The organism is Pseudarthrobacter sp. CCNWLW207 (genome assembly GCF_037203945.1).
In the GTDB taxonomy this organism is placed as follows: Bacteria; Actinomycetota; Actinomycetes; order Actinomycetales; family Micrococcaceae; genus Arthrobacter.
The window spans coordinates 494,981-518,450 of sequence record NZ_JBBCBS010000001.1 but is presented as its reverse complement, the minus strand read 5'-3'; the positions used below and the strand labels follow the sequence as shown (position 1 = coordinate 518,450).

22 protein-coding genes are annotated in these 23,470 nt (G+C 66.3%); 15 read left to right on the top strand and 7 right to left on the bottom strand.

Translation table 11 applies throughout. From position 1 onward, the window contains the following. Positions 1–69: 69 nt before the first annotated feature. A complete protein-coding gene (locus tag V9L17_RS02325) occupies positions 70–399 on the bottom strand; it encodes a DUF6457 domain-containing protein (RefSeq protein WP_337350319.1) in 330 nt (109 codons plus the stop codon). Positions 400–617: 218 nt separating this feature from the next. Here V9L17_RS02325 and V9L17_RS02320 point away from each other — a divergent pair, with 218 nt between their 5' ends. Both V9L17_RS02320 and V9L17_RS02315 read left to right on the top strand, forming a co-directional pair. Next, the gene (locus V9L17_RS02320) at positions 618–1,814 is read left to right on the top strand and encodes a serine hydrolase domain-containing protein (protein ID WP_337350318.1); all 1,197 of its coding nucleotides are present in this window, start codon (positions 618–620) and stop codon (positions 1,812–1,814) included. A 69-nt stretch (positions 1,815–1,883) separates the two neighbouring features. Then, positions 1,884–2,237 carry a GNAT family N-acetyltransferase gene (locus tag V9L17_RS02315; protein WP_337350317.1) on the top strand — a complete coding sequence of 118 codons (354 nt, stop codon included), beginning with the start codon at positions 1,884–1,886 and terminating at the stop codon, positions 2,235–2,237. 105 nt (positions 2,238–2,342) lie between these two features. Here V9L17_RS02315 and V9L17_RS02310 read toward each other — a convergent pair whose 3' ends face one another. Then, positions 2,343–3,491, bottom strand: a complete 1,149-nt coding sequence (locus V9L17_RS02310) for an ROK family transcriptional regulator (protein WP_337350316.1) — start codon at positions 3,489–3,491, stop codon at positions 2,343–2,345. A 299-nt stretch (positions 3,492–3,790) separates the two neighbouring features. Here V9L17_RS02310 and V9L17_RS02305 point away from each other — a divergent pair, with 299 nt between their 5' ends. From V9L17_RS02305 to V9L17_RS02290, 4 genes are read left to right on the top strand one after another with little or no spacing between them, the layout of a single operon-like run. Then, entirely contained in the window at positions 3,791–5,206 is a 1,416-nt protein-coding gene (locus V9L17_RS02305) for an ABC transporter substrate-binding protein (RefSeq protein ID WP_337350315.1), read from the top strand. After that, positions 5,203–6,204 carry a carbohydrate ABC transporter permease gene (locus V9L17_RS02300; protein WP_337346432.1) on the top strand — a complete coding sequence of 334 codons (1,002 nt, stop codon included), beginning with the start codon at positions 5,203–5,205 and terminating at the stop codon, positions 6,202–6,204. The genes V9L17_RS02305 and V9L17_RS02300 overlap by 4 nt, the downstream gene beginning before the upstream one ends. Next, positions 6,204–7,133, top strand: coding sequence for a carbohydrate ABC transporter permease (locus V9L17_RS02295; protein ID WP_337346433.1), 930 nt, complete (start codon positions 6,204–6,206; stop codon positions 7,131–7,133). Before V9L17_RS02300 ends, V9L17_RS02295 begins: the two co-directional genes overlap by 1 nt. After that, positions 7,133–8,302 (top strand): MGH1-like glycoside hydrolase domain-containing protein, encoded by a 1,170-nt coding sequence (locus tag V9L17_RS02290; protein ID WP_337350314.1) that lies wholly within the window; start codon positions 7,133–7,135, stop codon positions 8,300–8,302. Before V9L17_RS02295 ends, V9L17_RS02290 begins: the two co-directional genes overlap by 1 nt. Here the strand turns inward: V9L17_RS02290 and V9L17_RS02285 are convergent. After that, positions 8,283–8,858 (bottom strand): SGNH/GDSL hydrolase family protein, encoded by a 576-nt coding sequence (locus V9L17_RS02285; protein WP_337350313.1) that lies wholly within the window; start codon positions 8,856–8,858, stop codon positions 8,283–8,285. The two genes, V9L17_RS02290 and V9L17_RS02285, sit on opposite strands and share 20 nt — an antisense overlap. 91 nt (positions 8,859–8,949) lie before the next feature. Here V9L17_RS02285 and V9L17_RS02280 point away from each other — a divergent pair, with 91 nt between their 5' ends. Further along, positions 8,950–10,734, top strand: a complete 1,785-nt coding sequence (locus V9L17_RS02280; RefSeq protein ID WP_337350312.1) for a class I mannose-6-phosphate isomerase — start codon at positions 8,950–8,952, stop codon at positions 10,732–10,734. On the opposite strand, the gene V9L17_RS02275 is transcribed toward V9L17_RS02280, so the two are convergent. After that, a complete protein-coding gene (locus V9L17_RS02275) occupies positions 10,731–11,711 on the bottom strand; it encodes an ROK family protein (RefSeq protein WP_337350311.1) in 981 nt (326 codons plus the stop codon). The genes V9L17_RS02280 and V9L17_RS02275 overlap by 4 nt on opposite strands. An 88-nt stretch (positions 11,712–11,799) precedes the next feature. On the opposite strand from V9L17_RS02275, the gene V9L17_RS02270 reads away from it, so the two are divergent. Beyond that, positions 11,800–12,840 (top strand): LacI family DNA-binding transcriptional regulator, encoded by a 1,041-nt coding sequence (locus tag V9L17_RS02270; RefSeq protein WP_337350310.1) that lies wholly within the window; start codon positions 11,800–11,802, stop codon positions 12,838–12,840. A gap of 38 nt (positions 12,841–12,878) precedes the next feature. Here V9L17_RS02270 and V9L17_RS02265 read toward each other — a convergent pair whose 3' ends face one another. Beyond that, entirely contained in the window at positions 12,879–13,871 is a 993-nt protein-coding gene (locus V9L17_RS02265; protein WP_337350309.1) for a Gfo/Idh/MocA family protein, read from the bottom strand. Between the two features lie 133 nt (positions 13,872–14,004). On the opposite strand from V9L17_RS02265, the gene V9L17_RS02260 reads away from it, so the two are divergent. The 5 genes from V9L17_RS02260 to V9L17_RS02240 are packed head-to-tail and all read left to right on the top strand — an operon-like array spanning position 14,005 to position 19,367. Then, positions 14,005–15,069, top strand: coding sequence for a zinc-dependent alcohol dehydrogenase (locus V9L17_RS02260; protein WP_337350308.1), 1,065 nt, complete (start codon positions 14,005–14,007; stop codon positions 15,067–15,069). After that, positions 15,066–15,863: a sugar phosphate isomerase/epimerase family protein gene (locus V9L17_RS02255; protein ID WP_337350307.1), complete on the top strand. Its 798-nt coding sequence runs from the start codon at positions 15,066–15,068 to the stop codon at positions 15,861–15,863. Before V9L17_RS02260 ends, V9L17_RS02255 begins: the two co-directional genes overlap by 4 nt. Then, positions 15,863–17,188 (top strand): MGH1-like glycoside hydrolase domain-containing protein, encoded by a 1,326-nt coding sequence (locus V9L17_RS02250; RefSeq protein WP_443198000.1) that lies wholly within the window; start codon positions 15,863–15,865, stop codon positions 17,186–17,188. The genes V9L17_RS02255 and V9L17_RS02250 overlap by 1 nt, the downstream gene beginning before the upstream one ends. Further along, positions 17,185–19,155 carry a glycogen debranching N-terminal domain-containing protein gene (locus tag V9L17_RS02245; protein ID WP_337350305.1) on the top strand — a complete coding sequence of 657 codons (1,971 nt, stop codon included), beginning with the start codon at positions 17,185–17,187 and terminating at the stop codon, positions 19,153–19,155. Before V9L17_RS02250 ends, V9L17_RS02245 begins: the two co-directional genes overlap by 4 nt. After that, positions 19,155–19,367 carry a hypothetical protein gene (locus V9L17_RS02240; protein WP_337350304.1) on the top strand — a complete coding sequence of 71 codons (213 nt, stop codon included), beginning with the start codon at positions 19,155–19,157 and terminating at the stop codon, positions 19,365–19,367. Before V9L17_RS02245 ends, V9L17_RS02240 begins: the two co-directional genes overlap by 1 nt. A 73-nt stretch (positions 19,368–19,440) precedes the next feature. On the opposite strand, the gene V9L17_RS02235 is transcribed toward V9L17_RS02240, so the two are convergent. Beyond that, positions 19,441–19,821, bottom strand: coding sequence for an STAS/SEC14 domain-containing protein (locus V9L17_RS02235; protein ID WP_337350303.1), 381 nt, complete (start codon positions 19,819–19,821; stop codon positions 19,441–19,443). A 97-nt stretch (positions 19,822–19,918) separates the two neighbouring features. Here V9L17_RS02235 and V9L17_RS02230 point away from each other — a divergent pair, with 97 nt between their 5' ends. Beyond that, on the top strand, positions 19,919–21,280 hold the full coding sequence (locus tag V9L17_RS02230; protein ID WP_337350302.1) for an MFS transporter: 1,362 nt from the start codon (positions 19,919–19,921) through the stop codon (positions 21,278–21,280). Here the strand turns inward: V9L17_RS02230 and V9L17_RS02225 are convergent. Beyond that, a complete protein-coding gene (locus tag V9L17_RS02225) occupies positions 21,277–22,296 on the bottom strand; it encodes a LacI family DNA-binding transcriptional regulator (RefSeq protein WP_337350301.1) in 1,020 nt (339 codons plus the stop codon). The two genes, V9L17_RS02230 and V9L17_RS02225, sit on opposite strands and share 4 nt — an antisense overlap. Positions 22,297–22,458: 162 nt before the next feature. On the opposite strand from V9L17_RS02225, the gene V9L17_RS02220 reads away from it, so the two are divergent. Further along, on the top strand, positions 22,459–23,394 hold the full coding sequence (locus V9L17_RS02220) for a dihydrodipicolinate synthase family protein (protein WP_337350300.1): 936 nt from the start codon (positions 22,459–22,461) through the stop codon (positions 23,392–23,394). The last annotated feature ends 76 nt before the right edge of the window (positions 23,395–23,470 follow it).

The following is a 23,470-nucleotide window of genomic DNA, read 5'->3' as shown; positions in this document are numbered from 1 at the left end:
GCCGCATAAGCGGTGCCGGCCAGCACCGGCTCATGCGGGCCACGGCAGTTGACGGGAACCCTGCTGCGGCTATTGCGCGGTGTCCGCCCAGCCCGTGGCTGCCGGGCCGCCGTCGTGCCCGTCCTCGCACAGCCGGAACGCGACGTCGGCCGCCTGCGAAACTGCCGCGGAGGACGCCTCCTTGGAACCGGCGCTGCCGTTGCCGGCTGCGAGCCCTGCCGCGTAGCCCACCAGGAACGTGGTGACCGGAGCCGCGGCGTGGATCACGGAACCGGCAGACTTCCGAGCCAGGTCAAGGAGAAGCTCCTGGTCCACGTCCAGGTCCAGGATCTGCAGCGCCTGGGCCAGCCGCTGGGTCCACTGGTCCAGAACCACTGCTTCGTCGTCGTTGACCGCCATGCTCTCTCCTAAGTCCGTGGGTCAGTTCCTTGTTCGCTTGGGCGCGATGCCCTCGACACTGCGATGCCCTCGACACTACAAGGCCGAGCGGGCTGAGTCACTGGGTACCGCACCGTCCTTGACAGTCTTTGGCGCCCTGAGGAATATCGGAGGTGCCGGTGCTGCTGGCGGTCTCTTGGGAGTCCAGCTGTTGACCGGCCCCCTTGAAGGGACATGGGATGCAGGCTGCCGTTCATGCTTTCGGGTCCTCCCGGCTTGCGTCAGCCCTGGCCGCGGCCGTGCTGGTGGCCTCCCTCGCAGGCTGCACCGGCGCCCCGGATCCCCCTGACCAGCCTTCGCCGACCGCCGCATCCCCGACAGCGACGACGACGGCCCCAGCGGAGCCAGCCTTCGCCGCCGTGCTGAAAGATTACAGCGAGAACGTGCGCGCCGGGGGAGCCACCGCCGTCATCGTCCAGCTCAAGTCGAGGGTTGGGGAGTGGTCCTCGGCCGTCGGCGTCCGAAACCTGGAAACCCGGGAACCCGTACAGTTGACCGACCAGATCCACGTTGGCGATATCACCATGACCATGGTGGCGGTGTCGGTCATGAAGCTGGTGGAGGAGGGGGAAATCGAGCTGGATGACGCCATCCAGGAGTACCTGCCGGACTTCGAAAGCATCATCAAGCCGCCCGGACCCATCACGATTCGCAGCCTCCTCAGCCACCGGTCCGGGATGCCCGACTACTGGTATGCCTTGTTTCAGATGGGTAAGGCAGGGGACCAGCCCATGAGCCTTGAAGAGCGGCTCGGTGCCGCTGCGACCGCCCGCTGGACCGGAGGGTCAGGCAGCCTCTACAGCTACTCCGGCACCAACTACTCGGCCCTTGCCCTCCTGGTGGAGAAGCTGCGGGGCCAGGACATTGGAACGGTCATCCGCGCAGACAACGTAGAGCCGCTGGGGCTGCAGGACACCCTCATGACCGGTGATGAGCCTGGCCCGCGGCAGCTGGTCCACGGCTATACACAATCGGAAAGCGGAGAGCTGGTGGACAACGCGCTCAGTCCGTTCCACCGCGGTTCCCCCGACGCCGGTTTGATTTCCACCGTCCCTGAACTCAACACGTATTTCGCTGCCCTGCAGAAAGGGACCCTGGTGACGCGGCAAACCTTGGAAGAGATGCACCATCCCAAATATCAAGAGTTCGGCCTTGGCCTGGTCAGGCGGTACGACTCCTGCTCCAATAACGACTACTTCGGCCACATAGGGGTAGTGCGGGGATATGCAGCGCTGGCACTCATCAGCGCCGACGGATCCCGCCAGGTGGCCATGGCCGTGGCACGCGCTCCCAAGCCGGACCTGATTGGCTTCGACGACCCGCAGGCCGTCGAGATGGCCAAAGCCGCCGTGGACGCGCTGAACCTGGCCTGTTAGGCGGCTAGTGAAATAACGGCGCGCGTGCCGAGGTTAGGCTGTATCAGAAACCGAACCGAGGAGACCTCCGTGAATGACGCCACCATCCGCCACAACCCTGAACGCGAGCGCTTCGAAGTGCTGGTGGCCGGAAACGTCATCGGCAAGGCGGCCTACAAGGATTACGACGGCGGCAGCTCACCGCAGAGGATTTTCTACCACACGGTGATCAATGAGGAATACGGCGGGCAGGGGCTAGCGGGCAAGCTCGCCACCGCGGCGCTGGATGAGACTGTCAGCGCCGGCTTCCGGGTCGTGCCGGTTTGCCCATTTATCAAAAAATTCATCACCAAGAACCCTGAGTATGCCAGTGACACCGCACCAATCGCTCCGGCGCACCTGGAATTCTTGAACGACGTCCTGGCTCCGCGGGCCCGCGCGTAAAGCCGGCCGTCCGGGGCTGTTCCAGTCTGTCAGGCGAGGCGGGCGTTGTCTGGCCAGGTGGGCGTTGTCTGGCCAGGTGGGCGTTGTCTGGCCAGGTGGGCGTTGTCAGGCCAGGCGGGCGTTGACCGCAGCGGGCGAGAAGACCTGGTTCACCAGCAGCGATGACATCCCCCGGATTGCTGCGTCTTCGCCCAGCGCCGCCAACCGGACGTCCAGGTGGCGTGTGGCTCGCGGGAGCGACATGGGATAAAGCGTCTCGCGGATGCCCCCGATCAACGAGGACGACGCGAGATCGCCCGCGATCAGCAGGACTGCCGGATTGAGCAGGCACACCACGGTGGCCATCACTTCACCAAGCCTCCGGCCGGCGTCGTGCGTCAGGCGCATCGTGTCCACGTTGCCGGCCAACAGTTGCTGGCGCACATCACGTCCGGACGATGCATCGATGCCCATCTCCGCGAGCTTGCGCGCGATCGCGCCTCCGCTGGCCCCTGCGGCCAGGCAGCCAAACGAGCCGCACTGGCACTGCAGTCCCGCGAAGGCAGGGTGGCGGACGTGGCCGATGTCGCCGGCGCCACCGTCGACGCCCTGATAGACCTGGCCATCGATGACCAGGCCTGTGCCGATGCCGGTGGACACCTTCACCAGGCACAGGGAAGGGACCCCGGCAAAGCCCGTGCTGTATTCGCCAACTGCCATCGCATCGGCGTCGTTCTCCACCAGGACCGGCACGGGGAAGGTGTCCTGGATGAACTCGACAATGGGGTAGGCGTCCCAGCCGGGCATGATGGGCGGCTGGCTTGGCCGCAGCGTGTGGGGATCCACCGGGCCGGGGATGGAGATGCCCATTCCTGAAACTTTTGCCATGGGCGTGCTGGACCGCTGGAGAAGCAGCAGTCCGGCTTCCGTAATGGCGTGCAAAACTTTCTCGGGGCCGTCATCGACGGCGATGTCCAAGTGCTCGTCGGCGATGATCGCTCCGCTGAGGTCCGTGAGCGCTACCCGGCTGGACGTGGTCTCCACCGAGGCGGAGATGGTGCAGGAGTGCTGGAGGTTGAAGGCCAGATCCGTTGGCCGCCGGCCTCCGGAAGGCCGTGCAGTGCCGGCTTCGCGGATCAGTTCAGCTTTGAGCAGGGCATCCACGCGCTGGGCCACCGTCATGCGGGACATGCCCGTTTCTTCCTGGATGTCCCCGCGGGTTCGGGCCTTGCCTGACCTGATCAGGTGAAGGACATCCCCTGGTCCGACGTACATCTGCGGCTCCTACGGTTGAAAAGGCACTTTTGTCATCCTAGGCGCTCGGGGAGCGCATAGGGCAGAACCTGCATCCACTCGTGTCGATTGACTCTGCAGCTAATGCTAGACAACTAGGCAACATTTGGATAGCCTTTAGGCACAAGTCCCGGGATTGTGACTGCGCTCACGGCCGGGGAGTTTTCCAGCACCTCTTCCGCTGGCCCGGCCAAAGTGGTCCAGTGCCGGTGGAACGGGGGAGCAAAGCGCGAATCCGCGGGGCCGCTCAAGGCACCGCCGAAGACAGGAGCATCGAAGTGATGAGAACCAGAAGCCGGTCCAGCATGGCCGTCTTGGCAGCTGCATCGTTGACCGTGGCAATGCTGGCGGCCTGCACGCCCAACGAAGGCACGGATGACGGCTCAAGCCCCGACGCCAGTGCCCAAGCCATCACAGTCTGGACGGCGGATACCCTCCCGGACCGGGTGGCCAAGACAGAGGCAATCATCGATAAGTTCACGGCAGCCACCGGCGTCGAAGTTGAGCTCGTGGGCGTGCCGGAAGACCAGTTCAACCAGGTCCTGACGTCCTCGGCGGCCGCCGGCGACCTCCCGGACGTGATCGGTTCCATCTCGCTGGCCCAGGTCCGGACCCTGGCTGCCAACGACCTGGTGGATGCCGACAGCAACAAGGCAATCGTTGAAAGCCTCGACGAAAGCACGTTCTCCGAACGGGCCTTGGAACTTACCCGCGATGGCGACCAGCAGCTCTCAGTGCCTGATTCCTCCTGGCAGCAGCTCCTGTACTACCGCAAGGACCTCTTCGAAAAGGCCGGCATAGCGGCGCCGAAGACCTATGACGACATCAAGGCCGCGGCGCAGAAGCTCGATACCCCCCAGCTGGCCGGGATCGCGGCTGCCAACAAGCCCGGCGAGGCCTTTACGCAGCAGACCTTCGAGCACATTGCCCAGGGCAACGGCTGCGAAATGGTCAACGACCAGGGCGACATCACCTTCGACAGCCCTGAATGCATCGGTGCCCTGGAGTTCTACCGCGACATGCTGAAGGACTACTCTGTTCCGGGCGCCCAGGACGTGGACACGGTCCGTGCTTCTTACTTCGCCGGCCAGGCCGCCATGTCCATTTGGTCAACGTTCCTCCTGGACGAGATGGCGGGCCTTCGCAACGATGCCAAGCCCACGTGCGCCGAGTGCGTGGCCGACCCGTCCTTCCTGGCCAAGAACACCGGCGTTGTAACCGGCATCCAGGGACCGGACGGCGACCAGCCGGCACAGTTCGGTGAAGTTGTCTCCTGGACAGTCACCAAGGACTCCGCCTCGGATTCTGCCCGCAAGTTCGTGGAGTACTTCATGACCGAGGGCTACGTTGACTGGCTCTCCATCGCTCCTGAAGGCCGGCTCCCGGTCAGGGCAGGCACGGTGGACAACCCCACCGAGTACGCGGACAAGTGGAAGACCATGCCTGCCGGCGTGGACAAGAAGGAACCCCTGGGCAACTTCTACTCCCAGGATGTGCTGTCCGTCCTGGAACAGGGCCCGGATGAGCTCAAGCGCTGGGGCATCACCCAGGGCCAGGGCGACCTCGTGGGCGCGGCTTTGGGCGAACTGCCTATCGCCAAGGCTGTCAGTGACGTCACCTCCGGCGGAGTGGATCCCGAAACCGCAGCCAAGCAGGCCGCTGAATCCCTTCGCTCGATTCAGGGCTCGCTGAAGTGAGTTCTGTCAAAAAGGACGTTCCTGCAGGACCGGCGGCATCGGCCGCCGGCCTGCGGGGGCGCCGCAAGCTTTCCCCCATGGCAAAGGAGGAGCAGCGGGCTGGCCTGACCTTGCTCTCGCCCACCCTGGTCCTGGTTTTAGTCATGGTGGTCCTGCCGATCCTGTGGACGTTGGTGCTTGCCTTCCAGCGGGTCCGGATCCTGAATATCCGGACGGCCGGAATCTTCGGCCCGTACACCCTTGCCAACTTCGACAACGTGTTCTCGAGCAGCTTCTTCACCTCGCTGGGGACGACGCTGGCCTACTCCATCTTCGGCACCGCCGGCGCGATCATCCTCGGGCTGATCGCGGCCCTGGCACTCCGCAAGCCCTTCAAAGGCAGGACCCTGATCCGGGCTTCCATGCTGATCCCGTACGTGTCACCCATCGTTGCCGTGACGTTTACCTGGACCACCATGCTGGATCCGCAGTTTGGGCTCATCAACTATTGGGGCAAGCGGCTGCTCGGCTGGGAGGAATCCATCCCCTTCCTCAGCGAGCGGGCCAGGGAAGTGTCCTTCCTGGGCCTGAACTTTGAGATCCCCACGGCTCTGATCGCCGTCATCGTGTTCGAAATGTGGCGGTCCTTCCCGTTCGCCTTCCTGTTCCTGACCGCCCGGATCAACGCCATTCCGGACAGCCTGGAGGAAGCGGCCAGGGTGGACGGGGCTACCCCCATCCAGCGCTTCTTCCACATCATCCTGCCGCAACTGCTCCCCACCATCGCCATGCTGTCCGTGCTGCGCTTCATCTGGACGTTCAACAGCTTCGATGACATCTACCTGCTCACCGGCGGTGGCGGCGGCACCGAAGTCGTGGCCGTGACCGTGTTCAACTTCCTGACCGCCCGCGGTGACATCGGAGCGGCATCCGCCCAGGCGCTGGTGCTGGCAGTCATCCTCGGCCTGATGGTGGGCATCTACATTAAATTCTTCGGCAAGAAAGAGGAGGTCTCCTGATGGCGATTCCCGTCGAAACGAGACGCCCGGCCTCCCCGTCCCGGCCCCCGGAGGGTTCGCGCTGGACGCGGGACGTGATCGAAACCAAAGTTTTCGGTGTGCTGCGCTGGGTGGTGATCGTCGGCCTGGTGCTGGTGACGCTGTTCCCGTTCTATTACATGTTCGTCCTGTCCATCCGGCCGCTGGATGCGCTGCTGCGTGATCCGGGTTCATTGGTCATTCCATTCGGCGAACTGGACTGGGGCTCCTACCGGAGCATCCTGACCCCTCAGGAGGACGGCGGGCAGGGCTTCCTGAAGTTCATGGGCAACTCGGCCATGGTGGCGCTGGGCACCGTGCTCATCTCGCTGCTCGTGGCTATTCCAGGTTCCTACGCCATTAGCCGGCTGAACTTTTTCGGCCGCCGCCAGGTCAGCGCCCTGTTCCTTGCGGTGTACCTTTTCCCAAGCATCCTGCTGGCCATTCCGCTGTTCACGTTCTTCACGAGGCTGGGCCTTCGCGGCCAGCTGGTGGCGCTGCTCATCGTGTACGTGGCCCAGGTCATCCCTGTCACCATCTACATGCTGCGCAACTACTTCGACACCATCCCCACCAGCCTGGAGGAAGCTGCGGCCCTGGACGGCTGCAGCAGGCTCGGCGTGCTGCGCCGGATCAGCCTGCCGCTGGCCATGCCGGCCATCATTTCCAACGGCCTGTTCGTGTTCATGATCGCGTGGAACGAATTCCTCTTCGCCCTGCTGTTCCTGGTCAACACCAGGCCAAGCTGGACCGTTTCGCTGGGCCTGTCCCAGCTGGCCGGCAGCATCGAGGTGCCCACCACCGTCCTGATGGCCGGCTCGGTCATCCTGACGCTGCCCATCATCATCATCTTCTTTGCCGCCGAGCGGCTCCTGACCGAAGGCCTGACCGCAGGCGCGGAGAAAGGGTGATGGGCCGCACCACTGACGCCGGTCTTGCAGGCACGGTGCGCACCCTTATGGACGCGCACTGGCGCCCGGAACACGGCTATTCCGTGCCGAACCCCGGGACCTACCCGCATCTGTGGCTGTGGGACTCATGCTTCCACGCCATCATCTGGGCCAAACTGGGTGATCCACGTGCGGTCCAGGAGCTCGACGCCGTCCTGGCGGGGCAGCTGGACAACGGCATGGTGCCGCACATGCGTTACGGCGGCGCCGGCCCGGACACTTGGCTGGGCCCGCTCACCGGGACGTCGTCGCTGACGCAGCCGCCCATGTTCGGGCACGCCGCACGGGTGCTGTCCGACGCCGGCATTCCACTCTCAGAGGAAACGCTTGCAAACGCGCGGGCGGGGCTGGACTGGCTGTGGGAGAACCGGCGGAGTCCCGAGGGGCTTATCTACGTGGTGCACCCGTGGGAAGCAGGCAACGACCACGCCCCGCGCTGGGACGACTGGGGCGCCCCGGGCCGGACCAAGGAAGGGTACAGCCGCCCGGCCCGTACGGCGTGGAACAAGGAACGCATGAACGAGGTCTCCTTCTCCGACGACGGCGCCGCCAACTGGTCCACCAGCTTCGTAGCGTGCCCCGCGGCATTCAACGCCTACACCGCGTTCAACCTCCGCGAACTCGCTGCCGTCACGGGTGACGCGACGCTCGAGGCGCGGGCAACCGAACTCGCGGCCGCTATGGACGAACGCCTGTGGGACGACGGCGAGCAGCTCTGGTCCGATCTCGCGGTGGTGGGCGGAGGGCCGTCGGTTCGAATCCCCATCAGCGACGGCGTCATGGGCGCCTTGGTCACCGGGGACGAAGCCAAGGCGCGGGCGGCCCTGAAACAGCTTGAGGATCCGGCCCGGTTCGGCGCGGAGTTCGGCCCTGCCAACGTGGCCCGCGAGCACCCCGCCTACGATCCGGACACGTACTGGCGCGGACCGGCGTGGCCCCCTCTGAACTACCTCTTCGCCCAGGCCTACAGGAGGCTGGGCATGGAGCAGGAGAGCGCTGCGCTCGCGGAGCTTACGGCCAAAGGCGCCACTACCAGCGGGTGGGCGGAGTACTGGAATCCCGACAACGGGCGCGGACTGGGTGCCGTTCCCCAAAGCTGGGCCGGCCTTGTTATTGCCATGCAGCAGTAGCAGCGCGGACGGCGGCGCGGGCCAGGCAGCTATGGCCCGCGTCGTTGGGGTGGACCGTGTCCACGTCCAGCATGGTGGCAGCGTTCCAGCCTGCGGCCTCGGCCACCACCACCTGCGGAAACTCCGCCGCAACCCGCCGCAGTTCTTCGTTGTACGTGGCCACCAGGGCGTTGGACCCCAGATTGTGCGGGGCGTGCAGGCTGAAGTCCAGCAGGGGCGGCTGTGCGAGGGCCACTACCAGCGCGTCGGGGGCTGCCTGGCCGAAGGCGGCAAGGATGCTCCGGAGCGCGGCGGTGTACTGCTCAAGGGACGACGGCGCGTCCCCGCCCAGGCGAAGATCGTTCAGTCCCGTCATCAGCAGGTACAGCGTGGCGGGTGGGGGAGGCGTGTCCTGGACGAGGGCCGCAGTTCCGGTGCTGCTGGAGCCGCCCACACCGCGGTTGTCCAGCTCCAGGCCCAGCCGGGCAGCCACCCGCGCGGCCAGGCAGGAGGCCGGCCCGGACGCGCCGTCGCCGTCAACCCACGAGTGTCCATAGGAAACCATCGTCCGCCGCATTGCGGCACCTGCCCTTCGGTATCAGCCCGCCCCGAGCGGGCCAGTGCAATGCTGGTAACGTTATCAAGAAACATTCCCGGATCGGAAGACCATGAGCCACACACCACCCCTCTACGACAAATTCCCCACCGTGACCGTCCCCGGCAACCCGCGGACCTGGACCGGAACGGATGCCTGGCAGGAGATCGCCGGCGACGGCCGGCCCGTTGTGGTGGACGCCTATCCCGGGGTGAAACTGGACGAACTCGTGGCCTTCATCGGCGAGGCACTGCCGGAGCACCGGATCATGAACGTGGAAGATCTCGCTGCCAGGCCCATCACGGAGATCGATTCGCTGATCGCCGCCAACCTCACCGATGACCGCGTCTTCGGAGTCATGAGCCACCACACCCTGGCCGACTTCTACGACGCCGAAAGGCTGGCTGACCTCGGCCGCCAAGTGGCGTCGTCGGACGTTCCGGTTGTCCTGGTGGGCTGGGGTGCCGCGCTGGTGCCGCTGCCCGAGCGCACCTTGGTCCTGGCTGACATGGCACGCTGGGAGCTGCAGCAACGCCAGCGTGCCGGCGCCCCCAACTGGCGCTGCCACAACACCAACGAAGACAACCTGCGCAAGTACAAGCGGAGCTTTTTCGTGGAGTGGCGGGTGGCCGACAGGCACAAGCGGCAGCTGTTTCCCGCCGTCGACTACGTTTTGGACACCAACCGGAGCGTCTCCGAAGCCAAGCTGATCACTGGCGACACCTTCCACCGGGGAATGGCGGCTGCGGCCGCTGCGCCGTTCCGGGTGGTGCCGTTCTTTGACCCTGGGGTGTGGGGCGGGCAGTGGATGAAGAAGGTCATCGGCCTGGACTCCGAAGCGGACAACTACGCCTGGTGCTTCGACTGCGTGCCGGAGGAGAACAGCATCCTACTGGATGTCGGCGGAGAAATCGTGGAGCTGCCCTCGGTCAACGTGGTCTTTACCCAGCCCTCGGCGCTCCTCGGCCAGCAGACCTACGCCCGCTTCGGCGCCGAGTTCCCCATCCGCTTCGACTTCCTGGACACCATGGGCGGCGGCAACCTGTCCCTGCAGGTCCACCCGCTGACGGACTACATCCAGGACCGCTTCGGCATGCACTACACGCAGGATGAGAGCTATTACATCCTGGACTGCGACGACGACGCCGTGGTCTACCTCGGCCTCAAGACTGGCACGGACCCGGAGGCCATGGTGACGGCCCTGAAAAAAGCGTCCGACGGCGGCACACACTTCCCCGCGGAGGATTACGTTAACGCCTTCCCGGCCAAAAAGCACGACCACTTTTCCATCCCGGCAGGGACCGTGCACTGTTCAGGGGCCAACTCGATGGTGCTGGAGATCTCTGCGACGCCGTACATCTTCACGTTCAAGATGTGGGACTGGGACCGCGTGGGCCTGGATGGCCGGCCGCGTCCCATCCACGTTGACCATGCCAGCCGGAACATCCAGTGGGACCGCAACACCGAGTGGGCGCGCGAGCAGCTCCTGGACCAGGTGGAGGAACTGGGCTCCGGTCCGGGCTGGACCGAGGAGCGCACCGGCCTGCACGAACTGGAATTCATCGAGGTCAGGCGGCATTGGTTCACGGACACCGTGGAGCACCACACCAATGGCACCGTGAACGTCCTGAACCTTGTCGAGGGCGCGCAGGCGGTGGTGGAAAGTCCTGACGGAGCGTTCGAACCGTTTGTGGTGAGCTACGCCGAAACGTTCATCGTCCCGGCTGCCGTGGGCCGCTACACCATTAGCCCGCATGGCCCCGGAATGGGTCAGAAGCTGGCCACCGTGAAGGCTTCGGTCCGAGGGACGGAGACGGCACTGCCCGCCCGCGTTGCTGCCGGCGGACTTGTGAACTAAGCGCCTTCGGCGCTGTGCCCTGCCCAATAGGCAGCGCCCACCAAGCCGGCCTCTTCGGAGCGCTCTGCCTTCCGAAGGGGCAACGCTGCCAGGCCGGGTTCCACGGCTGCCATGCCCTTCCGGATGGCGGGTTCCACAATGTCCCAGGAGCCCGTCATCGAGCCGCCCACAATCAGTACTTCGGTGCCGAAACTCGAAAGATACGGCGCGGCAGCCTCGCCGACTGCGGAGAATGCACGCTCCAGGACCATGGCGGCCACGGCGTCGCCCGCACGGGCCGCCTCGGCGATGTCGCGCACATCCGGTGTACCGGCGTCGGGATCTCCGGGGGCGCCAGCGGCACCAGCACCCGGGGCGCCAGCGGAACCGGAAGCACCCGCGGCCGCCGCGTAGGCCCGCCGGATCGCCCGGCGGGAAACGGTATCCTCGAGCGGCCGTCCCCGGTATTCCAGCAGGTAGCAGCTGCCATCCGGCGGAACATCAGTCCCAGTTTTGACGGGCATGCCGTCGGCCAGGAAAGACGAACCCACCCCGGTGCCCAGCGTGATGCAAACGGCCCGCCGACTGCGGCCCGCGGCGCCGAGCGCCACCTCGCCGATCCCAAAAGCATCGGCGTCGTTCAGGAACGTGACTGTCCCAAGTGCCATACCCAGCCGTTCCGCCAGCCCGGCACGGACATCCACGTCCTGGAGCCCGTCGAATTTGCCCACATGCTCGTAGCGCGCGATTCCGCTCGCGTAGTCGAAAGGTCCGGGCAGCGCCACGCCCCACCGGCCGTTGTGGCCGGTGCCGAGTGAGTTGGCTGCTGCCGCCAGGGTGTCGAGGAGTTGGCTGGCGGGAGCATGCGCGTCAAGGTCCTGGCGGACAACACTGTCCGCCGCGACAGTCCAGGAGCCCCGCGCGTGCCGGACCAGCGCCGCCGTAACATGGGTGCCACCAATTTCCAGCACCGGGGTGGGCAGTTCAAGTTCATTCATGTGCGTCTCTCCTGGCAGTTGGTAACGTTGACACAGCCCGGCAGGAAGCCGCCGGGCGGATAGTCCGAACTGAAAGCACGGCATGGCCATGGCCCGCAGCAATGCATCTTCCGTCCCTACTGTCAGGGACGTCGCCGCGCTGGCCGGTGTCAGCCCGATGACCGTTTCCCGGACCATGTCCGGCGGCCTGAACGTGCGGCCGGAAGTCCAGGAACGGGTCCGGGAAGCCGTGGAAAAACTCGGCTACCGGCCCAACCAGAGCGCTCGCAACACACGGCTGAGCAAACCTACGGGGCTGATCGGCGTGGCAGTTACGAATCTGGGCAACCCCTACTACGGTCAGTTCGCACTCGGCGTCGAGGACGTTGCCGCCGCGCACGGACGGCACATCGTGGTGGGCAACAGCGGTGAAGATCCCGGCCGGGAGGGCAGCCTTCTCGCCGACTTTGCCGCGCGCCAGCTGGAGGGAGTGATCCTGGTGCCGGCCGGCAAAGGCGGAAACCCGTTGGGCCCACGGCAGTTGGGAGGCGTTCCGCTGGTCCTCGCCACCCGGACCGTCGAAGGCCTGGAGCGCGACGCCGTCCTCGTGGACGACGCCAACGGCGCTGCTGCCGGAACAGCGGCACTCCTGGCCGACGGTCACCGGCGCATCGCCTTCCTCGGGGATGTTGCGGGAATTTCCACCGCTCAGAGCCGCTTTGACGGCTTCACGCAGGCGCTGGCTGGGGCCGGCATCAGCCTGGCTCCGGATCATCTTGTGGTTGTCCGGGAAACCGACGCCGCCGCTGGCGCCGTTCGGCGGCTGCTTGCCGGTCCGAATCCGCCCACCGCGTTTTTCTCCGCCAACAACCGAACCACCGTAGGTGCCCTGCGGGCAATCTGCGAATGGCGCGACGGCGTGCCACAGCGGCCAGCGCGCCCGCCGGTGCCGGCGCTGGCAAGCTTCGATGATGTTGAGCTGGCAGACCTGTTGGGCATTCCGCTCACGGTGATGTCCCATGATGCGCGGGCCCTCGGGGCTGCGGCGGCGCGCCTGCTGTTCGACCGGCTGGACGGAACAACGGCTCCGGCCGAAGCTTCGCCGTCGCCGCGCCTGGTCCTGATGCCCGTCACCGTACGGCGTTATTGAAGCCGCCGCTGAGTTCGGATTGTCCGGGCCACGCATCGTCAACCGTTCTGCAGGATCTCGGCCACGGCCACCATGCGCCGCTCCCGGGCAGAGAGCGCTGCCGCCTCAACCAGCGCCTGGACATGCAGGGCCCGCTCCACATCCACGGTGACCGCGCTGCCCAGCCGGACGGCGTCGGCGAATTCCCGCCGCAGGGCTGGCCAGCATTCGGAGTGGTCCATCCCGTCGGTGGTGTAATCCAGGCTTCCGGCCGCTGAATAGACGCTGATGGTGGTCCTGGCCTGGGGCAGCCGGACGGAGCCGGACAGGCACGCCTGGCCGGTGGCGCCGTCACGGTGGAACGTGGTGATGGTGACGTAGTCCTTGCTGCCCTCGGCCCGCACGGCCTCAATCGGTCCTGCGGTGAGCTCCATCAGGTCCAGCAGGTGGGGGCCAAGGTCGTGGAGCGCGCCGAACTCATCGCGCCAGCCCTTGTTGGCGTTGCCGGCCCGGGAGGCGGTGTCCAGGAACCCGCCATCGAGGAATCCGCCGTGAAGATAAGTGCCGGTGACGCCGAGCACGGCCGCTTCGCTCCGCAGTTCCGTCGCGGCGGCGAGGAAGCTGCGCGTTCGCTGGTGGTAGCGCTTGGTAAGGACGACGGCGTTCGCCACCTTGTTGCGGCGCACGGCATCCGCCACGGCTGCTGCCTGTTGCAGGGATGCCCCGAGCGGCTTCTCCAGCAGGAGGGCAAGCCCGGCATCGGCCGCACGGGGTGCAAGTTCGGCCTGCACGGGCGGCGGCACGGCAAAGTCCACGGCCTCGCAGGAAGCAAGAAGTTCCTCGAACGTTGCGAAGGCACGCACTCCGTGCTTCCCGGCAAGCGCCGCGGCGGTGCCGCCGCTTGCAGACCAGACCCCGGCGAGCTCTGTCTCGGCGCCGGCACTGTGCAGCGGGGCGTGCATGGTCGCGGCCCATTGCCCGGCACCCACAAGTCCAATCCTGACGGGGGGATAAGTGGCAGGGGAGTGCCCCGGGGAGGCGTCCGAATTCATGTGATGAACTTACTGCAATTTCTGCCTAACGTCTATACACAAGTTGGCTAGTGATTGTGCTAATGTCGTTTGCATCACATTCGGTTGCATCGCTTCCAGATGCCCGCTCAGCCAACCTAAGGACCGATCCGAAGTGTCCCGCTTCCTCCGTATTGCGGCGCCCCGCAGCGTCGCCATCATTGACCAGCCGTCCGTTCCGCTCCAAGCCGGCCAGGCGCGGGTCCGGACCATCTATTCCGGAATCTCGGCGGGCACCGAACTCACGGCCTACCGCGGCACCAACCCGTACCTGACGTCCACCTGGGACGCAGAGTCACGGCTGTTCCAGCCCGGGCAGGAGGCCCTTGGCTATCCACTCGACGGCTGGGGATACTCCGAGGTCGGCGAAGTTGTGGAGCTGGCACCGCCGGAAGGGCCGCTGGCCGGAGCTGCCGGCAACGATGCTCCCGTCCAGGTGGGGGACATTGTGTGGGGCATCTGGGGCCACCGCGACGAGGGCGTCCTCGCCGCGGAAGCACTCCGCGGACACGTGCTCCCCGCCGGCATGGATCCGCTGGCCGGTGCCTTCGTTCGCGTCGGCGCCATCGCCTTGAGCGCCGTCCTGGCCGCAGACCTCGGGCCCGGCTCCACCGTTGCCATCTTCGGCCAAGGTGTCATCGGCCTGCTGGCCACCCGCTTTGCCGTCCTGAACGGGGCGAAGGTCATTGCCGTGGACGGCATCGACGCCCGCCGCAACCGGGCCCTGGGATGGGGAGCCGTCAATGCACTTCCCCCGAGCCCTGCACTGGCAGGAGAGATCCGCAAATTTACCGGAGGCGCCGGCGTCGACGTGGCCATTGAGCTCAGTGGCAACTACCGCGCGCTGCATGAGGCAACCCGCGCCGTGGGCGCCGACGGCACCGTTATCGCCGCCGGTTTCTACCAAGGCGAGGCCGCCGGCGTCCGCTTCGGCGAGGAGTTCCACCACAACAGGGTGCAGCTCCTGGCCTCCCAAATCGGCTCCGTCCCCAACCGCCTCCGGTCCCGCTGGACCGTCCCGCGCTTGCAGCAGACCGTGGTGGACCACCTCGCCAACGGGCTGGTGGACGCCCCATCCCTGGTCACCCACACCTTTCCCCTGGCCGATTCCGCCAAAGCCTATGAACTCCTGGACACGGACGCGCAGTCCGCGCTCCAGGTTGTATTGGAGTTCTCATGACCCTCATCACCGTCCAGGAACAACACCTCCCCGGCCGCAGCCTCGAAGAGAAATTCGACCATGCCCTGGCCTGGGGCTTCGACGGCATTGAACTGCGGTCCGTTGGCGAACTGCAGTTCAAGGCCCGGCTGCCCGAGCTGCTCCGGGCCAGGAACGCCGGCGTGGTGATGCCCACCGCCTGCGTGGAGATGTCCCACTTCGTGGGTGCCTTCGACGACGAACTGCGCAAGGACGCCGTCGTCCAGCTGAAGTCGCAGCTGAGCGTGATGGCGGAGATCGGCGGCCGGGGCGTCATGACTCCAGCGTCCTATGGCATGTTCTCCAAGCGCTTGCCCCCGTTTGTCCCGCCCCGCACGGAGGAGGAGGACACTGCCGTGCTCGTGGAGTCCTTCACTGCCTTGGGGGAGCACGCGGCGTCCGAGGGTGTGGAGATCTACCTCGAACCCTTGAACCGCTACGAGGACCACATGATCAACCGGCTTTCCGACGGCGTCCGGCTGCTGAAGATCGTGGGCCTGGACTCCGTGCGGCTGGCTCCGGATACGTACCACATGAACATCGAAGAAAGTGATCCAGCTGCTGCCCTCCAGGACGCTGCCGGATTCATCGGCCATATCCAGGCCAGCGACTCGAACCGGCTCGAGCCGGGGGCAGGAAACATCGACTGGGCGTTATTCGGCGCCACCCTCAAATCCATCGGCTACCACGGCACAGTGGCCTTGGAGTCGCGGCTGTCCGGACCCGCGGAAGAAGTGCTTCCGCGGGTGCCCTCCCTGTTGGGGCGGTACCTGTGATGCCGGGTAATGTCCGGGCGGAGGCCGACCAGGCGGAGCTGGATGCGCGGATCGCTGCCCGTTCCATCGCCGTGCTCGAGGCCAACTGGCGGAAAACCCATACTGTTCCTGCCGCTGGCTTGTATCCGCACCAGTGGAGCTGGGACTCGTCCTTCATCGCCGTCGGACTGAGCCGGGTCTCGCCCCGCCGCGCCGGCCAGGAAATGGACGCGCTCTTCGCCGGACAATGGGAAGACGGCCGGCTGCCGCAGATCATCTTCGATCCGCACCGGGACCAGGACTACGCGCCCGGCGCCTCGTTCTGGCAGTCCCGGAAGATTCCCGGGTCCCCGAAGCAAGTGGACACCGCAGGCCTGGTCCAGCCGCCCAACCACGCCTGGGCCGTCTGGAAAATCCACCAGGCTGACCCCGCAGAGTCCCGCCGCCGGTCCTTCCTGGAGCGGAACTATCCCAGGCTGGTGCATTGGCACGAATACCTGTCCGGCCGCCGGGACCGCGGCGGCTCGGGACTGGCCTGCATTGTGCACCCCTGGGAGTCCGGGACCGACAATTCGCCCCTGTGGGACACCGTGATGACACGGATTCCGGCGGACTGCAAGACAACCCTGGACCGTCCCGACCTACAGCACGCCGACGCCGGGGAACGGCCAAGCCAGAAGGAGTACGGCAAGTATTTCTGGATGGCTGAGCGCTACCGGGACCACGGCTGCGACGACGCCGATCCGGACTATCCCTTCCTGATGGAGGATCCGCTCTTCAACACTCTGCTGGCGGTCTCGGAGCTGGCCCTGGCGGACATTGCCACCGAGCTGGGCCTGCCCGGGGAAGCACATCGCGACCGGGCACAACGCATCACCACCGCGTTGGAGGAGCTGTATGTCGCGGAACTGGGCTGCTACTCAGCCCGCGATGCCACCGACGGGTCAGTGGTCCATAAGGCGACCATCAACGGCCTGATCCCGTTGCTGCTGCCGGACCAGGTCCACACCCAGGCCCTGCTGGAAACCCTGAACGGTCCGCGCTTCATGAACGGGAATGCCCTCATGGTGCCCAGTTACGATGCCACCGCCGAGGACCACAACCCCGCGTTGTACTGGCGCGGTCCGGCCTGGTTCAACATGTCCTGGATGGTTGCCGAGGCCCTGGAAAGGCTGGGACTTACGGAGGAAGCGGCCTTCCTGCGCGGCAACATCGGCAGGCTGGCCCTTGAACACGATTTCCCTGAATACGTCGACCCCTGGACCGGGGCGGCCCACGGTACGCGAAGCTTCAGCTGGACCGCCGCCCTGGCCCTCGAAACCACCTACGTCCGGAGCACGCCATGACCGCCCTTGCACCCCCGTCAGCAGTTTCGGTCCTCGTGGCCCACGGCGCCATGATGCGCGGCGCAGCGGATGGCAGCGTCGGCCGCGCTGACGCACCCGCCCAGGGTACCGAGGGCCTGTACGTGGCGGACACGCGGCTCCTGTCCCGCTGGATACTGGAGATCAATGACTCCACGTTCTGGGATGTGGGCAACGTCCGCGAACCCGGCATCCGCACCACAGCGCTCAGCCCTGCCGCACGGCGGAACCAGACCCACGACCTCTTCGTCTTCCGGACCCAGGAATTGGATGCCGCAGGCCTGCGTGAAACCCTTCGCATCCGGAATCTCGGCAGGGAGCCCATCACCGCCCGGTTGGTCCTGCGGGCGGGCACCGATTTCGCTGACCAATTCACTGTGCGCACTGACGGCAGGACTTTCGACCTCAGTGGCGCCGCGAGCAGCCTGACGGTGGTCGACGGCGGCGCCCTGACTTTCGATTACACCCATACTTTCCGGGGCCGGACCTTCACGGCCGGCGTCGAGCTGACGGCGAGCATCGCTCCGGCGGTCCGCAGGGAGCCGGTGGACGGGCGCTTCGTCGGCGTCGTATTGTCCTGGGACCTGGCACTGGCAGCGGGGGAGACGCAGGCCCTGGTGATCTCGGCCGCTTCCACCGGCGGGCAGGCGGACCCAGCGGTGCCAGCCGCCGTCGTGCGTTCCACGGAGGGGCTGACCGCGTTGGCGAGGCAGAGCCTCAAGGACCTTGACTCGCTGTTGATGCCGTGCCCGGTCAAGCCGGAGTTGACCATCCCCGCAGCGGGGTTGCCCTGGTTCCTGACGCTGTTCGGCCGGGACTCCCTGCTGACATCCATGCTGACGCGGGCAGAATCACCGCAGCTGTTGGGCGACGTGCTGCGTGCCCTTGCCGCAACCCAGGGGACCGTGGATGATCCCGCACGTGTGGAGCAGCCCGGGAAAATGGTGCACGAAGTGCGCGTCAGCGAGCTGGCCCAGCTGGGCGCGGTTCCCTACGGCCGCTACTACGGCACAGTTGATTCCACTCCGCTGTTCCTGATGGCGCTGGGGCACGTGGACGACGCCGCCCTCATCCGCGAACTCGAACAGCCGGCGCGGGCGGCCGTGGAATGGATCCTCGGCGACGGCGGCCTGAAGGACACCGGGTTTGTCCGCTACACGCCGGACCCCAACGGGCTGCTCCACCAGGGCTGGAAAGACTCGTTCGACGCTGTGGCCGGAGCCGACGGCAGCGAACCGACGGGCGCGATCGCCCTCGCCGAAGTCCAGGGTTACACCTGGCGCGGGCTGCGGGAATGTGCCCGGCTGGCGGCCGAATATTGGGGCGACCAGGCCTGGGCGGAGACTTTGAACGGGCTGGCCGACGGGTTGAAGGCGCGTTTTCGGAAAGCGTTCTGGATGGATTCGCAGAACTTCCCGGCACTGGCCGTGGACGGGGAAGGCCACCACGTGGACGCGCTCGCCTCCAACGCGGGCCACCTGCTCTGGTCTGGCATCCTCAACGCTGAGGATGCCCGTGCGGTGACCTCGCGCCTGCTGCAGCCCGACTTCTTCACCGGCTGGGGCATCCGGACGCTTGCTGAAGGCCAGCACTACTACCACCCGATGTCCTACCACAATGGTTCTGTTTGGCCCCACGACACCATGCTGGCCGCCGAAGGGATGGCCGCCTACGGCTTCCTGGACGACGCCCGGACTGTGGCAACCGGAATCCGTGAGGCGGCCGGGCATTTCGGCAACAGCCTCCCGGAACTGTTCGGCGGGTTCTCGCGGACGGACTTCCCCGTGCCGGTCAGGTATCACCATGCGGGCTCGCCCCAGGCGTGGGCGGCTGCGGCCGGGCTGGCTGCGGTCCGGCTGACTGCGGGCCCACTGACTGCCGTCCAGTTGACGGACGACGGCGGAACCCGGGTCCCGGACTTGGCCTCCGCCGGGCAAAAAGGCCAGTGATGCCAGAGAGCAGGAGCGCCGGAGCCGTGGAAGTCCGGGCGGGCCAGTCAGACGACGTAGGCCGGGTTCTGGACGACGCCGTCCGTGCCGTGGGTGAGGCCGCGGACCGGCACGGGACAGGGATCATGATCACCGACGTCGGGGAAGGGTGTTACGTGGTGCGCGCCCATCCGGCGGTGCCGCACGGCCTGGTGCGGGAGCAGTGGAAGTGATTCGCGCTGCCGGACCGGATGACGCCGTCGGAATCCCCGGAACGGTGCCCGGACGCCGGGGGTTTTCTGCCCCTTAGTTGGCGGGCTCTGCCAGCAGCCAGGCCATAGCATCGTCCCGGGAGGTGAAGAACCGGGTGGGGCATGGCGGGACGTGCAGGCTGAGGAAAAAGTTGGCGAGCACCCGATCCACCGGGCTTGAGCCCAGCAGGGCGATCCTGGACGCCGCGCACGGAATCGAGAAGACGGCCCGGGCCTGGCGGCTCACGGACTCGGTGGTGGCCATGTCAACGAGCATCGGATACTCATGGCCGTCGGCGACAACGTTAACTGCTGCCATGGCCTCCTGGGCATCCACTTCCTCGATCCGGACACTGCGGTTCCAGACCAGGTGGATGTACCTGCCATCCTCCAGATCTACCGTGCCCTTGCCGCCTTTGACCGTGATCGGTTCCATACTGCCCCCAGAAGTGTCAGTTGACCACATCCTAGTCCCAGCCGCGGCGGCGGTCACAAAATCGCGGATGTAAAGGCCTGTGCGCCAGACTGTTTCCGTGAGCAACAAACCCCGAACCGGTCTGGCGGTGGCAGGCCTGAGCCTGGGCACCGCGCTGAACCCTCTGAATTCCTCCATGATCGCCGTGGCGCTGGTGGTCCTGCGCGCGGATTTCGGGCTCGACGTCGCTACCGTCACCTGGGTGATCACGTCCTTCTACCTCGCTTCCGCCGCCGGGCAGCCGCTGATGGGCAGGCTGGCGGACCGGTTCGGGCCGCGGCGCATGTTCATGCTGGGCATGGGCACCGTGGCCATCACGTGCGCGCTCGCTCCCTTTTCACCCAACTTCGCCCTGCTGTGCGTGGCCCGCGCCGTCATGGCGTTGGGCACCGCCACGGCCTATCCCAGCGCCGTAGTCATGGTCGGTGCCATCGCGCAGCGTGCAGGAACGGAATCGTCACGGCCGCTCGGCAGGATCCAGATGGCAAACACCTCCGCGGCGGCGGTGGGACCGGTGGCCGGCGGCCTGCTCGTAGGCCAGGTGGGCTGGGAGGCACTCTTCCTGGTTAACGTCCCGCTGGCATTGGCAACCCTTCTTATCGTGCGGAAGGTGGCCCCGGCGGACGGGGTCCGGGAGCGGGGGAGTCTTGCCCGGCTGGCCAAGGATTCGGACATCCCCGGGATCGCAGCTTTTGTTGGTTCCCTTCTGCTGGTCATGATGGCGCTGCTGGATGTGGCCCCTGGCTACCGCTGGTGGATGCTTGGCGCCGGAACCGCCATCGCCGCACTGTTTGTGTGGCGCGAACTCCGCTTCAGCCCGCCGTTCCTGGACCTGAGGCTGCTGGGCCGGAACCGGCCGCTGATGCTGGTCTACCTGGGGTTCGCGGTCTTCAGCAGCGTGTACTACTTTGTCTTTTTTGGCCTGCCTCAACTGCTGCAGGAAGCCGGTGGCTATGACCCCGGGCTGGTGGGGCTCCTTATGCTGCCGCTTGCCGCGATGTCTGTGCTGGCCACGCCCTGGGCTGTCCGGGCCATGGGAAAATTCGGCGTACGGCGCGTGCTGATTGCCGGCGTCGTACTTTTGACCATGGTGGCAGCGCTGATGTGGCTGCTGACCGGATCACTGGCCATTCCCCTGGTGCTGGCGCTCACCACGCTGATGGGCATTCCCTACGGGACGGTGGGCATTGCCACGAACCAGGGCATGTTCCTCTCGGTCAGGCCGCAAGAGCGGGGGGTGGCAGCCGGAATCTACCAGACCTGCCGATATGTGGGAGCCATTACCGCCACAGTGCTGATCGGTGTCTTCGCCGGCGGCGGTGTGGACCAGGCAAGCTGGGGCCTGATGGTGCTGGCCATGCTGGTGCTCAGCGCCGTGGCGTTCGGTGTGACCCTGCTGTGGCGGGCGCCAAAAGCCTAGGCGCCGCGCTGCGGTGGCCCGCTGGATTCGCGCGGAATCAGGGTGGGCATGGCCTTACGGATCCGGGGTTCCCTGCCGGGGTTCACGATCAGGTCGATCGCGTTGCCCGCAATCTGGTCCAGCGGGACGCGTACGGAGGACAGAGGAGTGGCGAGCCGCGACGAGAGGGGAATGTCGTTGTAGCCCACCAGTGCGAGATCCCGTCCCACGATCGCCTGGCAGCGGTGCGCCGCCGCGATAATGCCCATGGCGAGGTTGTCGTTGGCGGCGAAAATAGCAGTGGGGCGCGGGCCGCTACCCAGCAGCGTCTCCCCGGCCGCGAAGCCGTTTTCGATGCCATAGCCAGCCGCCAGCAGCCACTCTTCCCGCGGGGTGACGCCAGCCTCCTCCATGGCCCGGCGTGCACCGGCCAGGCGGGCCGTCCCCGTGGAAGTGAAGGACGGACCCGTGACCACCGCGATGTCACGGTGGCCCAGGTCGATGAGGTGCCGCGTGGCAAGGTACCCGCCCACCTCGTCGTCGCCGAGGGCTGACGGGCTCACGCCGTCGGTACGCAGCACCAGGGCGTGTGCCACTTTCCGCTGGCGCAACAGTTTGGGAAGTTCGTCGTCGAGCCTGGCCGTCGCAAGGATCAGCCCGTCAACATTGCGGTCCAGCAGCGTCTCCGCAGCGCGGCGCTCATCGTCCGGGTCATCCCCGCTGGTGGCCACCATGGCGAAATAGCCGCGGTCCGAGGCGGCGCGCTCCAGTTCTTCGAACATCAGGGCCATCACGGTGTCGCTGAGGCGCGGGACCAGTACCCCCAGGGTCCGGGTTTCGCCGCGGCGCAGGCTGGACGCGAAGGAGTTCCGGCGATAGCCAAGTTCCTCGGCAACCTTCCGGACGTGTTCCGCCGCGGCGGAGCGGGAGGCGGTTCCGCGTTCATCCAGGGCCCGGCTGGCCGTGGAAAGGCTCACCCCACTGGCGGCGGCAACGTCCCGCAGGGTAACGGTGGTGCCGGGTGCGACCGGTTCCATGTGGGGTCTCCTCTTCACGATTGTCCTAGAAGACACTCTATTTCCTCCTTCTTTCACAGTTGGCCCTTGACAGTGAGCTGGAACACACCGCACAATGAAAACGTTCCCGCAAACGTTCTCACATTAGCGGAAACCACCGACTACAAGACAGAGGAAGCTCTCATGACCATCGATCTCCGCGGGCTGGTTCCCGCTCCCGTAACCCCGTTCACCCGCGACGGAGCCGTCGACGTCGACGCGATCCACCGCCTGGGCGGCTGGCTGGCCAGTGTTGAAGGCGTCAAGGGCCTGGTGGTCCTCGGCCACGCCGGCGAAGGAACCTTCCTGACCCAGGACGAGCAGGCCCTCGTCATCCGTGAATTCAAGAACGCCGTCAATGGCGGGATCCCGATCATCGCCGGCATCACCGGTGAGGGCAACACGGTCGCTGCCCTCGAAGCCAAGCGTGCAGTGGAAGCCGGCGCCGAGGCCGGCCTGGTCTACCCCTCCCACGGCTGGCTCCGCTTCGGCTACCAGAAGGGCGCACCCCAGACCCGGTACAAGGAAATCTACGAAACGTCCGGCCTGCCGCTGATCCTGTTCCAGTACCCGGATGCCACCAAGGCAACCTACGACCTCGAGACCCAGCTGGAAATCGCCGGCCAGGAAGGCGTCTTCGCCACGAAGAACGGCGTCCGGAACATGAAGCGCTGGGACACCGAAATCCCCGTCCTGCGGGCAACCTACCCGGACCTGCAGATCCTGACCTGCCACGACGAGTACCTGCTCCACACCATGTTCGACGTCGACGGCGCGCTGGTGGGCTACGGCGGACTCGCGCCGGAGCCGCTGGTTGAGCTCATCGCCGCCGGTAAGGCCAAGGACTATGCCGCCGCCCGCGCCATCCACGACCGCCTCCTGCCGGTCACTAAGAACGTCTACCACCGCGGTTCGCACATGGAAGGCACCGTCGCGCTCAAGGAAGGCCTCGTAGCCCGCGGCATCCTGGACCACGCCACTGTCCGCCCGCCGCTGCTTCCCCTCGCCGAAGGCGCCGGCGAGGAAATCGCTTTGGCCCTCAAGTCCGCCAACCTCGGCAGCGTCACCGTCCCTGCCTGACCAGCGCTGCTGATCCAGCACGGTCTGACCAGCGCTGCCTGATCCAGCACGGCCTGATCCCAGGATCTATCGGGAT

Bases quoted from the DNA above. Each gene is read 5' to 3' on its own strand.
- V9L17_RS02325 (WP_337350319.1), bottom strand. From the start codon at position 399: ATGGCGGTCAACGACGACGAAGCAGTGGTTCTGGACCAGTGGACCCAG.
- V9L17_RS02320 (WP_337350318.1), top strand. From the start codon at position 618: ATGCAGGCTGCCGTTCATGCTTTCGGGTCCTCCCGGCTTGCGTCAGCC.
- V9L17_RS02310 (WP_337350316.1), bottom strand. From the start codon at position 3,491: ATGTACGTCGGACCAGGGGATGTCCTTCACCTGATCAGGTCAGGCAAG.
- V9L17_RS02305 (WP_337350315.1), top strand. From the start codon at position 3,791: ATGAGAACCAGAAGCCGGTCCAGCATGGCCGTCTTGGCAGCTGCATCG.
- V9L17_RS02295 (WP_337346433.1), top strand. From the start codon at position 6,204: ATGGCGATTCCCGTCGAAACGAGACGCCCGGCCTCCCCGTCCCGGCCC.
- V9L17_RS02290 (WP_337350314.1), top strand. From the start codon at position 7,133: ATGGGCCGCACCACTGACGCCGGTCTTGCAGGCACGGTGCGCACCCTT.
- V9L17_RS02285 (WP_337350313.1), bottom strand. From the start codon at position 8,858: ATGCGGCGGACGATGGTTTCCTATGGACACTCGTGGGTTGACGGCGAC.
- V9L17_RS02280 (WP_337350312.1), top strand. From the start codon at position 8,950: ATGAGCCACACACCACCCCTCTACGACAAATTCCCCACCGTGACCGTC.
- V9L17_RS02275 (WP_337350311.1), bottom strand. From the start codon at position 11,711: ATGAATGAACTTGAACTGCCCACCCCGGTGCTGGAAATTGGTGGCACC.
- V9L17_RS02270 (WP_337350310.1), top strand. From the start codon at position 11,800: ATGGCCCGCAGCAATGCATCTTCCGTCCCTACTGTCAGGGACGTCGCC.
- V9L17_RS02265 (WP_337350309.1), bottom strand. From the start codon at position 13,871: ATGAATTCGGACGCCTCCCCGGGGCACTCCCCTGCCACTTATCCCCCC.
- V9L17_RS02255 (WP_337350307.1), top strand. From the start codon at position 15,066: ATGACCCTCATCACCGTCCAGGAACAACACCTCCCCGGCCGCAGCCTC.
- V9L17_RS02250 (WP_443198000.1), top strand. From the start codon at position 15,863: ATGCCGGGTAATGTCCGGGCGGAGGCCGACCAGGCGGAGCTGGATGCG.
- V9L17_RS02245 (WP_337350305.1), top strand. From the start codon at position 17,185: ATGACCGCCCTTGCACCCCCGTCAGCAGTTTCGGTCCTCGTGGCCCAC.
- V9L17_RS02240 (WP_337350304.1), top strand. From the start codon at position 19,155: ATGCCAGAGAGCAGGAGCGCCGGAGCCGTGGAAGTCCGGGCGGGCCAG.
- V9L17_RS02235 (WP_337350303.1), bottom strand. From the start codon at position 19,821: ATGGAACCGATCACGGTCAAAGGCGGCAAGGGCACGGTAGATCTGGAG.
- V9L17_RS02225 (WP_337350301.1), bottom strand. From the start codon at position 22,296: ATGGAACCGGTCGCACCCGGCACCACCGTTACCCTGCGGGACGTTGCC.
- V9L17_RS02220 (WP_337350300.1), top strand. From the start codon at position 22,459: ATGACCATCGATCTCCGCGGGCTGGTTCCCGCTCCCGTAACCCCGTTC.